Origin of the sequence: Brevundimonas sp. (assembly GCF_027487935.1) — a bacterium.
Lineage (GTDB): Bacteria > Pseudomonadota > Alphaproteobacteria > Caulobacterales > Caulobacteraceae > Brevundimonas.
Genome location: NZ_JAIYCP010000011.1, coordinates 1 through 14412, shown reverse-complemented (window position 1 = coordinate 14412; position 14412 = coordinate 1). Strand labels below are relative to the sequence as shown.

Genomic DNA, 14412 nt, shown 5'->3' with positions numbered 1-14412 from the left:
CTAGAGCGTCAGGACGCAGCGTTCGTGGATCGTCGGCCTGGACACCATGATCCGGCTCAATCCGGGCCATTCCGGCCTCAGCCGGGCGGCGAACCAGAGACACAGGTTTTCCAGCGACGGGAGTTCCAATCCGGCATGCTCATTGAGCATGCCGTGATCCAGAGCCTCCGCAGCCTCTCTCAGGGCCCGGTCCAGGGCCCCCAGATCAGCGACCCAGCCATGCGCCGCATCCAGCGTTTCGCTGCAGACGGTCGCTTCGACCCGGAAGGAATGGCCATGGATGCGCCGGTAAGGACTCCCCTCCGGCTCGCTCGGAAAGTGGTGAGCCGCGTCGAAGGTTGCGGCCTTGGTAATCTCGAAAACGCTCATCTTACGCCGATGTATTTGTGAGTCTGGACGCTGAGCCGCCATTTCGGGTGGGTCAGGCAGTATTCGATGGCCGCTGCGGTGTTGGCCACCCGGTCAGGTCCGTCCATGGGCTGAAGCCAGAACCGATCGAACGAAAGGTGTTCGAAACGATCCGGCATGGCAGAGGGCTGGGGAAAGACCAGTTTGAGTTCCTGACCGCTCACCTGGAGCAGGGGGGCATCGGCCTTGGGGCTGACGCAGATCCAGTCAAGCCCAGCGGGCGCGGTCAGGGTTCCGTTGGTTTCCACGGCGATTTCGAAGCTCCGGGCATGGAGGGCAGCAATCAGCGGTCCGTCCAGTTGCAAAAGGGGCTCCCCACCGGTGCAGACGACCAGTTTCGGGTCCCCTGCCCGTCCCCGCCACAGCTCAGCGACCTGGTCTGCCAAGGCATCGGCAGTCGGGAATTTGCCGCCACCGTCGCCATCCACTCCGACGAAGTCAGTGTCGCAGAATGTGCAGACTGCGGTCGCGCGATCGCGCTCAAGCCCGCTCCAGAGATTGCAGCCGGCGAAACGGAGAAAAACGGCCGGCCGACCGGCCTGGCCGCCTTCGCCCTGCACGGTGAGGAAGACCTCCTTGGCCGAATAGGTCATGCGGCCATCCATTGGGCATGGCCGGCGGCGCGCAGTTCGCAGGCCGGGCAGTCTGCACAGCCATAGCCCCAGGCATGACGATGCTGCCGGTCGCCCCGATAGCAGGTGTGGGAGTGCTCCAGGATAAGATCGATCAGCGGTGCGCCGCCGATCTTTTCAGCCACGGCCCAGGTGTCGGCCTTGGTCAGGGTCATGAGGGGGGTCGCGATGACGATCGGCTTGTCGAGACCCAGGCTGAGCGCTGAGGCCATGGCGTCAATCGTGTCGCGGCGGCAGTCGGGGTAGCCGGAAAAGTCCGTCTCGCACATCCCCCCGACCAGCACCTCGAGATCCCGCCGGTCAGCCAAGGCGGCGGCGCAGGTCAGGAAAACCAGATTACGGCCGGGCACGAATGTTGTCGGCAGACCACGGGCATCCAGCGCGATTGCGCGGTCGGTCGTCAGGGCGCTTTCGGCGATCCGGCCATAGCCGGTCAGGTCGACCACATGGTCCGGCCCAAGCCGGTCAGCCCATTGCGGCAGCGCGGTCGCCATGCCGGCACGGACCTGCAGCCGGGCCTGCATTTCGACGAGATGACGCTGGCCATAGTCGAAGCCGACCGTCTCTACCCTCGGATATCGCTCCAGCGCCCAGGCCAGACAGGTCGCACTGTCCTGGCCGCCCGAGAAGAGCACGAGAGCCGATTGTGCGGGCGTGGGCAGGGAATCGCTCATGACAAACCTGCGGTCGGCCGGTTGGCCGCGCGCATGGACAAGGGAAACAGGCCGCAGGACGGCGGGCTCTCCTTCTACATCAGACCCGCGAGCAGAGCAAAAGCCGCCCGAAGATGAGAAAGTCAGCCTTAACCCTTCTGAAAACGCTTGTGATCTATGGTTCGGCTGTTCTTGTGGAGTTGCGGCCTGTCATGCCGACCATAGAAGTCCTGTCGGTGCGCGCCGAGGCGGTGTCGCCCGAGACAACCGGCATGGACGTGTTCGCACGTTTCGAACGCGAACCTGACACCCTGGTGATCCCGGTCGTCGAGAATGGACTCCCTGTCGGTCTGGTCGAACGCAGTGCCTTCCTGCTGAAACTCGCCAGCCCCCTGGGCCACGCCCAGTTCGGTCACCGACCGATCACTCATGCCATGGATCCCGAGCCGGCCGTGGTCGAGGGCGGCGTCAGTATCGACGCCTTCTGCGATGTCCTGAAAAAAGAAGGCCCGGCGGCCCTCATGCGCGGGTTCATCGTTACCCGTGATGGTCGGTATCATGGTGTCGGAACGGCTGCCTCCCTTCTCCAGGCGGTCAATGCGATCCAACGCCGGGAGAACCTCCAGCTGGTGGAACAGGTCCGCGACCTCTCGGACGCAAAGACCCAGACCGTTGCCTCCGCCCGGGCCAAGAACCAGTTTCTCGGCCTGATGGCGGATGAGTTGCGGATGCCGATGAACGGCGTCCTGGCCGTCGCTGATCTGCTGCGCCGCCAGCCGCTCAGCCCCCAGTCCCATGCCCATGTTGCGACCATCGTGGAGTCATCCGGAACGGTGCTGCGCGTTCTGGAGGATGCCCTTGACCTCGCACGCGCCGAGGCCGGCGAGCTCGAGCTGAGCCCGACAGCCACCCCCCTGCGCGCCTTGATGGATGACGTGCAGGCGGTCTGGGCACCTCGCGCCTCCCGTGACAACGTTACCCTTCTGGTCAGCTATGAGGGCGACACCGAAATGGCCGCTCTCGTGGACGGCACCCGGTTGACCCAGCTGTTCAACACCCTGATCGGCAACGCGCTGAGTTTCGCGCGGGACGGCGTCGTCGAGGCCGGCCTGAAGGCCGTCGCCGAAGGCAACCGCATTCGGCTGGAAGGCCGTATCCGGGACGACGGGGCCGGCGTTGAGCCCGATCGCATCCATACCGTTTTCGAGCCCTTCATGCTTGGGTCGGGACAGGGCGGCACGGGTCTGGGGCTCGCAATCTGCCGTCAGATCGTCGACTGCATGGGAGGACGTATCTGGGCTGAGAACAATCCCGGCCGCGGAACGACCTTCGCCTTCGATCTTGACGTCGAACGCACCGAAATCGAGGCGACCACAGCGACCGGTATCGAGCACCTCGATCGGGAGGGCGACCGCGCTGGATCCCCGCACATTCTGATCGTCGACGACAACGGTACCAACCGCGTGGTGGCCCAGGCCCTGTGCGAGATGTTCGGCTGCACCTCGGAGACCGCCGAAGATGGCGTTGAAGCCCTTGAGGCCGTTCAGCAGAGGCGTTTCGACCTGATCCTGATGGACATCAAGATGCCGCGGATGGACGGGGTCCAGGCAACCCGGGCCATCCGCGCATTGACGGGGCCCGCGCGCGACATCCCGATCGTGGCCCTCACCGCCAACGCCGACGCCGACGACGCCAGGAGATATCTGACCATCGGCATGGCGGCCGTCGTCGAAAAGCCGATCAAGCCAGACTGCCTGCGCCTCGCCATGAATCTGGCACTTGGACAGGCCACTGCCGGGGCCGCTCCGGAACAGCAAGGCAGGGACCGCTCGGCCGCCTGACCCGCCGGTTCCTGCACAAGCACCCTTGCACTCGTGTCCGGACGGACCGAGAAGCGGGTCATGCAGTCTCCGATCCTGGACATCCTCCCCCAGCTCGCCGCTGGAGCGGCGCACACCCATGCACTCGGGTTCGTTTACGACAGTCTGGACGGCGATCGCGTACGGATCCGCGCGCCCTGGCGGGAAGATCTGGTCGGCGACCCGGAGACCGGCGTCCTGTCGGGAGGTCTTGTCACCACATTGCTGGACCACGTCGGAGGGCTGGCGGTGTGGATCGCACTCGGAAAATTTGAATCGATCGCAACCCTCGACCTTCGCGTCGACTATATGCGGGCGGCCACAGCCCGCCGTGATCTGGTCGCCGAGGCCCGTTGCTACCACCTGACCCGGTCCGTCGCCTTCGTTCGGGCCTGGGCTTTCGAGGACAGTCCGGACGATCCCGTCGCAGCGGCCCAAAGCGCCTATATCCTGTCCTCGATGCGCAACCGCAGCCTCGGCTCCAATCTCAGGACCGACACGATGGGTGGTCAATGAGCGACCTTCTGGACCGCCTCCCCTATGCCCGGTTTCTGGGTCTGACGACCGCGAGCGAGGGACAGACACTGACCGTGACGATGCCGTTCGACGTCAAACTGGTCGGAAACCCGGTCCTGCCCGCCCTTCATGGCGGCTCGACCGCAGCCATGCTCGAATTGACCGCGGTCGCCCAGGTCGCCGCCCTGTACCCCCGGTTGCGGCTTCCGAGGCCAATCAATGTGACGGTGGCCTATCTGCGGTCAGGCCGACCCGTTGATGTCCATGCGCGCGCGCGCATCAGCAAGGCCGGGCGCAGGGTGGCGCACGTGCTGGCCGAGGCCTGGCAGGAAGACGAATCCCAGCCAATCGCCGCCCTCACCGCCCATTTCCTGATGGCCGAAGACGACCAATAGTTGCATTTCAGATATACCTGTGGTGGATATTCCCTGTGACACCCGGTCACAGGGAGGTACCAGCATGACCAGACTTGATGTCGGTGAAGCGCTTGCCGCTCGCCTCTTTGCCACTGAAGCCGCGATCGATCAGGCCCTGGCTTCAGCGGCATCTCTCGCGGCGGCTCTCCCAGCCGCGCGGATCGACGCATGGCTGTCCGCCACGGCGGGTCAGCGCGCCTTTACCGAGGCGGCCTCTACGATCAGCGCCCTGGCGAATGCGCGTGCCCATATCGTCCAGACCCACCATACCCTCGCAGCCCTTGCGCGCAGGCTGGGCCTGGACGACCTCGCGGTCGGCCCCCTCGACAAACCCGGGGACGGCGAGCCCATCGGCGGCGGAGGCGGCGATGGCCCCGCGCTCCGTCCGGACACAGTAAACAAAATCCTACCGATCACGACAGAAACATGTTAACTCCTTGGTCAGTTTTCATGCGGGAGGCTTACATGACCAACTCTGAAGTTATCACCAGCATCGCCGGCGACCTGAACACAGCCGAGCAGTCGTTGGACGCCGCCATCGCCCGGACCACCACGCTGATCCAGACCATGATCGGTGCCCGTACCGCGCTCAACCTTACGGCCGTCTCGGGTGCCGCTTCGCAGGCCCGTGCCATGGAGGCGATCGCCGCCCTGTCCGCCGCGCGCGACGCGCTCGTGGCCTGCCACGAAGAACTGGCCAAGGATCATCGCCGCCATGGCTTCGGTGTGTACGCGATCGGACACATGAACAAGCCGGCAGAAGCCGCCCTGAACAACAGCGACGATCAGGCCCGCGTCAGCCGCCTTCGCGCGGTTTAATTCGCTGTAACATTGCCAGCCGGTCATTCCGGTCTGCTCAGACTCGCTGCATTATCGCCCCCATGCCAAGAGGCATGGGGGCGGTTTTATGTTCGACACTCTGTCGACCCAGATCGGGGCTGGCCTTACTCTGCTGGTTGTCGCCTTTGCTTTCCTGAAGGGTGATGATCCAGAGCGTATTGCAGCCGGCGGATATGTCCTGTCCTGGTTCGCCTCCCTTTTGATTCAGGGTGACGGTTCCGTAACTGGCACGCAGTGGGGCTTGATGGCGCTCGACGCCATCATGCTCGCTGTCTTTATCGCCCTTGCTTGGAAGAGCGATCGCGCGTGGCCAGTGTGGACCGCCGCTCTGCAGTCGTTGACGGTCATGAGCCACGTCCTGACCCTGGTCGACATCCGCCCCCCGGTTTCAGCCTTCTATGCGGTGATCAATCTGGCGAGCACCGGCATTCTATTCACCATCGCCGTCGGGACCTTCTGGGCATGGCAGGAGCGCCGCGCCGCCGGTCTGGAATAGCGGTTTCGAGATTGAAAACCTAGGCATCTATTCCTACACTGGATCCAATTCGGCACCCTGTGAGCCGCGGCGGACCCCATGCCCCTTTCCCATAGCCAGCTCTGGAAGGCGATCGACAGCCTCGCCCGGCATGAGGGGCTCAGCGTCTCCGCCCTGGCACGGCGCGCGGGGCTGGACGCGACCAGTTTCAACCCTTCCAAACGGTTCGGACCCGGCGAGCCGCCGCGCCCGCGCTGGCCCTCGACCGAAAGCCTGACCCGCATTCTCGCGGCGACCGGGCTGTCGCTCGGAGAGTTCGCCGCCCTGGCCCAGGATGCGGTGGAACGACCGGCTGCCGTACCCCTGCTCGGCATGGCACAGGCCGGACAGGACGGCTATTTCGACGATGCGGGCCTGCCGGTCGGAGACGGCTGGGAACAGACCGACCTGCCCCGGCCGAAGGACAGTCTTCTGAGCCTGCGGATCGTCGGCGACTCCATGGATCCCCTGTACCGGGAGGGCGACCGGATCATCGTCGATCGGGAGGCGACCGAGGTGCGCAAGGGCGACCGGGTGGTGGTGCGCACCACAGGCGGCGAGACCCTGGCCAAGGAGATCGGGGCCTTGACGGCGCAGGTCGTGACCCTGACCTCCGTCAATCCGGCCTATGACGCCCGCACCCTGGCCCGGAACGAGATCGTCTGGATGGGCCGGATCCTCTGGGTCAGCCAGTAGACAAGGCCATGCCCGTCGCCCCCCGGGGTCAGGTCCCGGCCAGGCGGCCGTCCGCGCCTGCCTCGATCAGCTCGATCGTCTGCGGCAGGCCGTAGATGGCCGCGAAAGAGCCGAAGCGCGGCCCCTGCGACGCGCCCAGCAGAACCTCGTACAGCGCCCCGAACCAGCCGCGCAGGGGCTCGAAGGCGTGGTCCTTGCCGACCGCATAGACTTCGGTCTGGATCAGTTCGCCATCGGTCGTATCGGCCGGCAGGGCCTTGAGCCGCGTCGCGAGGTCCAGCAGGGCCGCCTTCTCCCGGTCGTCCGGCGGGCGATAGGACTTCGTCGGCTTCACGAAGTCCTCGTAATAGTTCAGCGCATGTCCCATCAGCCGGTCGAGCAGCGGCTCGCTGGCGGGTGTGGCCGACGGCAGGTATCGCGCGAAATAGGCCCAGAGCTGGGCCTTGTTCGAGGCGTTGGCCACGGCGACGAGGTTCAGCAGCAGGGCGAAGGACACCGGCGAGGTATGGGTCGGCGGTGACCCGGCGTGGATCGACCAGACGGCGTTGTCGATCTGTTTGGCCGGCTCCTGCGTCTTGTATGCCTCGATGAAGGCCAGGTAATCGTCGATGGCCCGCGGGATGACGTTGAAATGCAGGCTCTTGGCCGATTTCGGCGACTGGAACATGTACCAGCTCAGGGACTCCGGCGTGCCGTAACGCAGCCACTCGTCCATGGTCAGGCCATTGCCCTTGGACTTGGAGATCTTCTTGCCCTCGACGTCCAGGAAGAGCTCGTAGTTGAACCCCTCGGGCGGCGTGCCGCCGAGCGCCCGGCAGACCCTCGAGCTCTCGCGCACGCTCTCGATCAGGTCCTTGCCCGACATCTCGTAGTCGATGTCCAGGGCGGTCCAGCGCATGGCCCAGTCCGGCTTCCACTGCAGCTTCACATGGCCGCCGGTGACCGGAACTTCGGTGCGCCCGCCGGCCGGGTCGTCGAAGACGATGGTCCCCTTCTCCACATTGCGCTCCAGCGTGGGCACCTGCAGGACATGGCCGGTGACCGGGCTGACCGGCAGGAAGGGGGAATAGGTGGCGCGCCGCTCCTCGCCCAGCGTCGGAAGCATGATGGCCTGCACGGCATCGAACCGGTCCAGCAGGGTCAGCAGCGTCGCATCGAACCGGCCCGACCGGTACTGTTCGGTCGAGGACAGGAACTCATAGTCGAACCCGAAGCCGTCGAGGAAGGCGCGCAGGCGGGCGTTGTTGTGGGCCCCAAAGCTGTCGTGCGTCCCGAACGGGTCGCGCACCACAGTCAGGGGCTTGTGCAGGTCCTCGGTCAGCATCTCCGGATTGGGCACGCCCTCCGGAACCTTGCGCAGCCCGTCCATGTCGTCCGAGAAGGCGATCAGCCGCGTCGGCCAGTGGTCACCGGTCAGGGCGCGGAAGGCGTTGCGCACCATGGTCGTGCGCGCCACCTCGCCGAAGGTGCCCATATGCGGCAGGCCCGACGGGCCATAGCCGGTCTCGAAGATCACCGGCTTCCGCAGCGCCTCAAAGGTCGCAAGCGCCTCGTCCCCCTTGCCCGCGTCAAACAGCAGCTTCGCCGCATTGCGCTCGCCGTCGGAGAGCCGCTTCTTCAGCACATGGACGAGAAGATTGCGGGCCTGTTCGAACGGCCAGGATTTGGCGTCGCGCGCGAGGGTTTCGAGTTGCTGCAGCATGGGCGCGGTTTGGCGCGGATGGGGCGGTGGGTCAACGCCACGGATGCATTGACGCCCGTCGGGTTTGTCGGCGACTACGGTTGGTGGAAGCCGAGCTGGTTCGGGGATACTCATGAATTCGATCGGAAGGGTGATCGCCCTTGTTCTGGCAGCAGCGGTGATATGCGGCTCCCTTCCGTCGACCTCGTTCGCAGACCCGTTGCACAACCAGCAGACTGAGCCCGATGAGGGTCGCGAAATGTACAAAACCCTGCGGGACCAGATCTTTTCCGTTTCCTCAGCGGATCTGGGCCTGCCGCCCGGCACGACGCCCTATGGTGCCGTGATGGAGTTCGACGTCGACCGCGAGACGGTCACCGTCGTTGCCTACGCCACCGGCGACGCCAGCATCTACTTCAGCAACGGCGGCGGAATGATCGGCGGGGTCGGCCAACCTGAGATCGCTGAGGCCGCGAAGGCCTTTGTCGAAGCCACGCGAGCCGTCTCCGGATCGCTTTCGACAGCGGACGGATTCCCGCGCCCCGTGGCTGCCGAGGTGCGCTTCTATGTTCTGACAACCGAGGGCGTGCTCACAGTTGCAGCTTCAATAGAGGCCGTTGCCTCCGGCAGCGACACCCTCTCGAGCCTGTTCAACGCGGCCAACGGTGTGATCACCCAGTATCGCCTTCTAGGCCGGTAAGGCCCTCGCCTGCTGTCACCGTCGGTGCGACGGGAGCCTCTTGGCTTGACCCGCCCCCTCCCGCATGGCCATTGCCCCGCCTGATGAAGACCGCCGATTTCGACTTCGACCTGCCCGACAGCCATATCGCGCTCCGCCCCGCCGAGCCGAGGGATTCCGCGCGCCTGCTGGTCGTGAAGGACGGCACGCTGGAGGACCGGATCGTCCGCGATCTGCCGGACTTCCTGCGTCCCGGCGACGCCCTGGTGTTCAACGACACGCGGGTGATCCCGGCGCGACTGTCCGGCATCCGTGAGCGTGTCGGGCCGGAGGGCGAGACCCTGACCGTCGCCGTCGAGGCGACCCTGCATCATCGCGATGCACCCGATGTCTGGTCGGCCTTCATGAAGCCGGGCAAGCGTTTGAAGGCCGGCGACCGTGTCACCTTCCAGAGCCTGACCGCCACCGTCACGGCCAAGTCCGACGACGGCCTCGTCACACTGCGCTTCGACCTCGCAGGCCCCGCGCTCGATGACGCCATCCGGGCCGTCGGCGTCATGCCCCTGCCCCCCTATATCGCGGCCAAGCGACCCGAGGACGACCGTGACCTCTCGGACTACCAGACCATGTTCGCGCAGCTGGACGGGTCGGTCGCGGCACCCACGGCCGGCCTGCATTTCACCCCGGCCCTGATGGAGGCCCTGAAGGCGCGCGGCGTATCGACCCATGCCCTGACCCTGCATGTCGGTGCCGGGACCTTCCTGCCGGTCAAGGCCGACGACACGGCCGACCACAGGATGCACTCCGAATGGGGTGTGGTCTCCGCCGATACCGCCGCGGCCCTGAATGCCGTCCGCGCCGCCCGTGGCCGCATCGTCTGCGTCGGCACAACCAGTCTGCGGCTGCTCGAAAGCGCCACCACGCCGGAGGGCGAGGTACAGCCTTTCCAGGGCGATACCGCCATCTTCATCACCCCCGGCTACCGCTTCCGCGCTGTCGATGTGCTGATGACCAATTTCCATCTGCCGAAATCGACCCTGTTCATGCTGGTCAGCGCCTTTGCCGGGCTTGAGACGATGAAGGCGGCCTATGCCCATGCGGTGGCAGACGGATACCGGTTCTATTCCTATGGGGACGGGTCGTTGTTGTTCCGCGCATAAGCTTCCTTCTCCCAATGGGAGAAGGTGGCGCGCAGCGCCGGATGTGGGTCGGCGGGTTGATGCGGCGGAGCCGCCTCGAGGCGGTCGACCCACACCCTTTCGCGCAAGGACGACGGCTTCGCCGTCGTGCGCTCAAGCCCTCTCCCATCGGGAGAGGGGATCGGATAGACAGCCCCACCCATGCCCTTTCCCTTCGACATCACTGCCACCGAGGGTCGCGCCCGCACCGGGGTGCTGAAGACGCCGCGCGGCGATATCCGCACGCCGGCCTTCATGCCCGTCGGTACCGCCGCCACGGTCAAGGCGATGACGGTGGATCAGGTGGCCCAGACCGGCGCCGACATCCTCCTGGGCAACACCTATCACCTGATGCTGCGCCCCGGGCCGGAGCGGATGGAGCGGCTGGGCGGGCTGCACAAATTCATGGGCTGGACCAAACCCATCCTGACCGACAGCGGCGGCTTCCAGGTCATGTCCCTCGCCGGCATCTCGAAGGTGAAGGAGGAGGCCGTCACCTTCGCCAGCCATATCGACGGCTCGAAACACGTGCTCAGTCCCGAGCGGTCGATCGAGATCCAGGCCGACCGCATCGGGGCCGACATCTCCATGCAGCTGGACCAGTGTGTCAGCTGGCCCGCCGAGGAACCCGGCGCCCGTGCCGCCATGGAGCTGTCGGTGCGCTGGGGCGCCCGGTCCAAAGCGGCCTTCGGGACCCGCGAGACCCAGGCCCTGTTCGGCATCCAGCAGGGTTCGACCTTCGAAAACCTGCGCCGCGAGTCCTCGGACCGGCTGCAGGAGATCGGCTTTGACGGCTATGCCATCGGCGGCCTCGCGGTCGGCGAAGGCCATCAGGCCATGTGCGAGGTGCTGGACTATGCACCGGACATGCTGCCCGTCGATCGCCCGCGTTATCTGATGGGGGTCGGCAAGCCGGTCGACCTCGTCGAGGCGGTGTGGCGCGGGGTCGACATGTTCGACTGCGTCCTGCCCACCCGCGCCGGGCGTCACGGCCAGGCCTGGAACTGGGCCGGGCCGATCAATCTGAAGAATGCCCGCTTCGCCGAGGATCAGGACCCGCTGGAGCCCGACATCCCCTGCCCGGCCTCACAGGCCTATTCCAGGGCCTATCTGCATCATCTGATCCGCGCCGACGAGATTCTCGGCAAGGTGCTGCTGAGCTGGCACAACATCGCCTTCTTCCAGGCCCTGACGGCGGCCATGCGCGACGCCATCGCCCACGGCCGGTTCGAGGCCTTCCGGCGAGACTTCCACGCGCGGCACACGTCGAACGGTTAGGGTTTGGGGTGTGGGGTTTGGGGTGTGGGGTGTGGGGTTTGGGGTGTGGGGTGTGGGGTTTGGGGTGTGGGGTCAGGACGGTCGCGAGGATTTCGAGGACAGGCCGGGCACTAACCGTTCGGCGCTTTGGTCCCGGACTTGCCCCACACCCCACACCCCATACCCCAACCCCCTATCTCCGGGGCCTGAACCAGCCCGGAGCCGCCGGCGGGGCGCAGTTGCGCTGCATGCCCGTCCCCTTGAGGAAGGCACGGCGCATCCGTCCGGCCTGGATGGCAGACTGAACATGGCGGCTGTGCTGTTCGGCCCCGGACAGCTGCCGGATCCAGCTGCGACCGGGAATAAAGTCCGTCGTCGCCTCACGGATCGCGTCCAGCGCCGCGGCTGAGGCCGCATCGGCCGCCCGTTCGCTGAGAAAGGAGCCATCCGGCGATGGCGGCTCGTCCGTGTCCGGCCCGAGCGCCTCGTTCAGCCGGGCGATCTCGGCCCCGATGGTGGCACAGTGGTTCAGATTGCGCAGGTCATAGGGATTGGCCTCGGCCTGCAGCAGAACGGTCGGGATATAGGCCCGGCGCAGGTTGAGGTCGTCCAGGGGCGCGGTGGCCGCCGCCCCGACCCCGGCCCCGAACTGCCGGGCTCCGTCCATTGCCGAACGCCCCGCGTTGCAGGCGGCCAGCGGCAGTACGAGGGAAAGGACGACGGGAAGGACAGAGCGGCGCATTCGCCTTTCAATCATGCAAAACGCCCGGCTCAAAGCGCCACCCCGCACAAGAGGGGCCGCTCAATGCTGCCCGGCCTGTCGACGACCCGCTTCAAGCCTGGCCGGGTATCGGTGATCCAACTGTTTGACGCCTTGATCACCCGGCTGCGCTGCAAGCATCAGTACCGACACAGCCACAGCAAACCGGGTATCCCGGTCTGCAAATGCTGTCGCAAACGAAAGCCAACGCCCTGAGTGCGTGTGGACGTGGCTGGATGCTTCGCCCCGGACGCTGATCAGGATGGCCGCTATTCTCACGGCCCGGCCGGATGACCCCGGCGTGGCCCTGAACGTGGTCGCAACACCGAGTGCCGTCCTGTCGAAACTGGGCGCGACCCCGGTGGATAGCTCAAAGGTCGCGGCGCTGGCCCAGGTCGAGGACGACCCGCTGGATAGATTTTTCGGCGGGACGCACGAGACGCCCCCACGCCCGAATGCCGTTAGCTAGGCCGCCACTCCGCAGCAAGACGCTGGCCCTCGGCTACTTTGGCCGGTGTCATGACCGCCAGCATACATTCTCGGCGCCCGACCGCAGCGGCAAGTTCTTGTGCGGGATCACCGGCGTGCGGGCGGTGGCGCTGGGAAGCCCTCACTCGGCGGCGCGGTGAACGAACAGGATCTGGTAGCGGATCTGGATCAAGCGGAGATTGGTGCCGTCGCCGATGCCGCTGTTGCGATCGGTGCCGTCGCCGACGCCGCTGATGCGCAGGTGGTCGGTGGTTACGGTGGTGCAGCGGTTGTTGAACGCCTCAACCTCGCCCTGCCCCTGCAGGAACAGGCGGACTGGTGCCAATCTTGGGCACACCGTGATGGTCGCCGGATAGCCATGCCCCTGATACAGGGTCGTCGGCCCGGCCCTACCGCCGACTTCCTGATAGATCCAGCCGTTAACCTCGGGTGCGATGTCGCCGATGTAGTCGGCGGGCGGCCCCTCGCCCGGGGTCAGCTGCGCCCTTAGCACCCGGGTCTCGCCGGGGGTGGAGCTCCGCACCTGGGCCAGAGCCGCTGATGGAAGGGCCACGAGGGCGCAGGCGAGGATGGCGACGCGGATCATGACGTTTCCCTGTTTCAGACATGGCCTTTGGCCAAGGTCGCCCGGCTTGCCGGCGGCCGCAAGCTGTAAAGCGCGGGCTGTGAGAGCGTGCCGGGCTCGATCAGCAAGGTGTGACCGAGGCCCGGCGTATTGAGGCCGCTGGGACCGATCTGGGCTGACCAAGAGCCCGTCAAGATCATGTTACCTTGAAGGATAGCTAGGGCGAAAACCGCGGCCTGCGATGGGCCGGCCATGGGCCGAGTTTTCTAATATTTTCCCTGGCTTGGTGGTACGCCCTCTCGGGCTCGAACCGAGGACCCTCTGATTAAAAGTCCTAGGTCGGACGTTGATTTTTATGCGCTTTTCTCCCAACCAAAGGAAAAACGCCTCGTGCTGGATCAATACGTTACAGCGAAAACGCCAACTGAAATCGATACCTTTTGGCCAGACATTCTGGACTTCCCAGATCCACCGGAAACGCGAAACGCCGCCCCGGCTGGTCCCCGGAACGGCGTCGCAGTAGATAAGGAAGTCCGTCAACTTCAGTGGCAGTGTAGCAGCCGCCCGCGCGCTATCCCAGCGACATTCGATCCTTCCGAGTCGCCGCTTGATAGGCCTATTGTGGTGACCGAGTTCGCCGACGCCTCTGCCAAAGCGCAGAGTCGGAGGACGGTCACGCTCCGCAATCTTGCGAACCTGATCGAAGGGACGCGTGCGGACAGCAAAGCCGCCCTCCCTTGGCTTAAGCTCGCCACGTTCGGCGACATGCCAACAACAAAGGGCACGCTGCGTCACAACGCCAATCTGTTGTCGGTCGACGGGATCGAAGGCGATTATGATGCCGGCACTGTCTCACTCGATGAGGCCTGCAGCCGCTTGGCTGCGGCCGGCCTCGCTGCGCTGGTCTACACGACGCCTTCGCACACGCCTGCCGCTCCGCGGTGGCGCGTCCTATGCCCTCTGGCGTCTTCGGCAGATCCAGATGCCCGCGATGACCTCTGCGCCCGTGTAAACGGCGCGTTGGGCGGCATTCTCGCTCCAGAGTCCTTCACCGCCTCGCAGGCCTACTATTTCGGCGCGGTCGGTATCGGCGAGCATCACGCCGTTCGCTTGGTCGACGGTTCCGCCGTCGATGAACGCCCGGATCTGCCGGCGGCCTCAACTGATCGCCGCAACACACGCGGCGAAGGTCTCTGCTGGCGTTCGATAGAGCAAGGTCTTTCTGGGCCGTTCGTTGAGCTGGCGGGCGATGGCGCTGAGCTGGGCCTG

General features: G+C 65.6%; 18 protein-coding genes. 12 read left to right on the top strand and 6 right to left on the bottom strand.

Annotated elements, in window-relative coordinates; genetic code table 11:
• The 3 genes from Q0053_RS05150 to queC are packed head-to-tail and all read right to left on the bottom strand — an operon-like array spanning position 1 to position 1714.
• The gene (locus Q0053_RS05150) at positions 1 to 369 is read right to left on the bottom strand and encodes a 6-carboxytetrahydropterin synthase (protein ID WP_298096977.1); all 369 of its coding nucleotides are present in this window, start codon (positions 367 to 369) and stop codon (positions 1 to 3) included.
• Positions 366 to 1001: a 7-carboxy-7-deazaguanine synthase gene (gene queE, locus Q0053_RS05145; protein WP_298096974.1), complete on the bottom strand. Its 636-nt coding sequence runs from the start codon at positions 999 to 1001 to the stop codon at positions 366 to 368. The genes Q0053_RS05150 and queE overlap by 4 nt, the downstream gene beginning before the upstream one ends.
• Complete coding sequence (gene queC, locus Q0053_RS05140; protein ID WP_298096971.1) at positions 998 to 1714, bottom strand: 7-cyano-7-deazaguanine synthase QueC; 717 nt, start codon at positions 1712 to 1714, stop codon at positions 998 to 1000. Before queC ends, queE begins: the two co-directional genes overlap by 4 nt.
• A gap of 191 nt (positions 1715 to 1905) precedes the next feature.
• Here queC and Q0053_RS05135 point away from each other — a divergent pair, with 191 nt between their 5' ends.
• The 7 genes from Q0053_RS05135 (at position 1906) to Q0053_RS05105 (ending at position 6534) form a co-directional block, all read left to right on the top strand.
• Positions 1906 to 3534, top strand: coding sequence for a response regulator (locus tag Q0053_RS05135; protein ID WP_298096966.1), 1629 nt, complete (start codon positions 1906 to 1908; stop codon positions 3532 to 3534).
• A gap of 60 nt (positions 3535 to 3594) precedes the next feature.
• A complete protein-coding gene (locus Q0053_RS05130; RefSeq protein WP_298096963.1) occupies positions 3595 to 4068 on the top strand; it encodes a PaaI family thioesterase in 474 nt (157 codons plus the stop codon).
• On the top strand, positions 4065 to 4463 hold the full coding sequence (locus Q0053_RS05125; RefSeq protein WP_298096961.1) for a PaaI family thioesterase: 399 nt from the start codon (positions 4065 to 4067) through the stop codon (positions 4461 to 4463). The genes Q0053_RS05130 and Q0053_RS05125 overlap by 4 nt, the downstream gene beginning before the upstream one ends.
• A 64-nt stretch (positions 4464 to 4527) precedes the next feature.
• Positions 4528 to 4917, top strand: coding sequence for a hypothetical protein (locus tag Q0053_RS05120; protein WP_298096958.1), 390 nt, complete (start codon positions 4528 to 4530; stop codon positions 4915 to 4917).
• Positions 4918 to 4949: 32 nt separating this feature from the next.
• Complete coding sequence (locus tag Q0053_RS05115) at positions 4950 to 5303, top strand: hypothetical protein (RefSeq protein WP_298096956.1); 354 nt, start codon at positions 4950 to 4952, stop codon at positions 5301 to 5303.
• A gap of 88 nt (positions 5304 to 5391) precedes the next feature.
• Positions 5392 to 5820, top strand: a complete 429-nt coding sequence (locus Q0053_RS05110) for a hypothetical protein (protein WP_298096954.1) — start codon at positions 5392 to 5394, stop codon at positions 5818 to 5820.
• 78 nt (positions 5821 to 5898) lie between these two features.
• Positions 5899 to 6534 carry a helix-turn-helix transcriptional regulator gene (locus Q0053_RS05105; protein WP_298096951.1) on the top strand — a complete coding sequence of 212 codons (636 nt, stop codon included), beginning with the start codon at positions 5899 to 5901 and terminating at the stop codon, positions 6532 to 6534.
• A gap of 28 nt (positions 6535 to 6562) precedes the next feature.
• Here Q0053_RS05105 and Q0053_RS05100 read toward each other — a convergent pair whose 3' ends face one another.
• Positions 6563 to 8236: a lysine--tRNA ligase gene (locus Q0053_RS05100; protein WP_298096948.1), complete on the bottom strand. Its 1674-nt coding sequence runs from the start codon at positions 8234 to 8236 to the stop codon at positions 6563 to 6565.
• 112 nt (positions 8237 to 8348) lie between these two features.
• Between Q0053_RS05100 and Q0053_RS05095 the strand changes: the two genes are divergently transcribed.
• The 3 genes from Q0053_RS05095 to tgt all read left to right on the top strand — a co-directional run bounded on the left by Q0053_RS05095 (position 8349) and on the right by tgt (position 11350).
• Positions 8349 to 8915, top strand: coding sequence for a hypothetical protein (locus Q0053_RS05095; protein WP_298096946.1), 567 nt, complete (start codon positions 8349 to 8351; stop codon positions 8913 to 8915).
• An 83-nt stretch (positions 8916 to 8998) separates the two neighbouring features.
• Positions 8999 to 10054, top strand: a complete 1056-nt coding sequence (queA, locus tag Q0053_RS05090) for a tRNA preQ1(34) S-adenosylmethionine ribosyltransferase-isomerase QueA (RefSeq protein ID WP_298096943.1) — start codon at positions 8999 to 9001, stop codon at positions 10052 to 10054.
• 180 nt (positions 10055 to 10234) lie between these two features.
• Positions 10235 to 11350: a tRNA guanosine(34) transglycosylase Tgt gene (gene tgt / locus Q0053_RS05085; RefSeq protein WP_298096940.1), complete on the top strand. Its 1116-nt coding sequence runs from the start codon at positions 10235 to 10237 to the stop codon at positions 11348 to 11350.
• Between the two features lie 172 nt (positions 11351 to 11522).
• Here the strand turns inward: tgt and Q0053_RS05080 are convergent, their stop codons facing one another.
• Entirely contained in the window at positions 11523 to 12071 is a 549-nt protein-coding gene (locus Q0053_RS05080) for a hypothetical protein (RefSeq protein ID WP_298096937.1), read from the bottom strand.
• A gap of 280 nt (positions 12072 to 12351) precedes the next feature.
• On the opposite strand from Q0053_RS05080, the gene Q0053_RS05075 reads away from it, so the two are divergent.
• Positions 12352 to 12558, top strand: a complete 207-nt coding sequence (locus tag Q0053_RS05075) for a hypothetical protein (RefSeq protein WP_298096934.1) — start codon at positions 12352 to 12354, stop codon at positions 12556 to 12558.
• 141 nt (positions 12559 to 12699) lie between these two features.
• Here Q0053_RS05075 and Q0053_RS05070 read toward each other — a convergent pair whose 3' ends face one another.
• The gene (locus Q0053_RS05070; protein WP_298096932.1) at positions 12700 to 13164 is read right to left on the bottom strand and encodes a hypothetical protein; all 465 of its coding nucleotides are present in this window, start codon (positions 13162 to 13164) and stop codon (positions 12700 to 12702) included.
• A 603-nt stretch (positions 13165 to 13767) separates the two neighbouring features.
• Between Q0053_RS05070 and Q0053_RS05065 the strand changes: the two genes are divergently transcribed.
• On the top strand, positions 13768 to 14412 hold a 645-nt coding region (locus Q0053_RS05065; RefSeq protein ID WP_298097067.1), incomplete at its 3' end, for a hypothetical protein.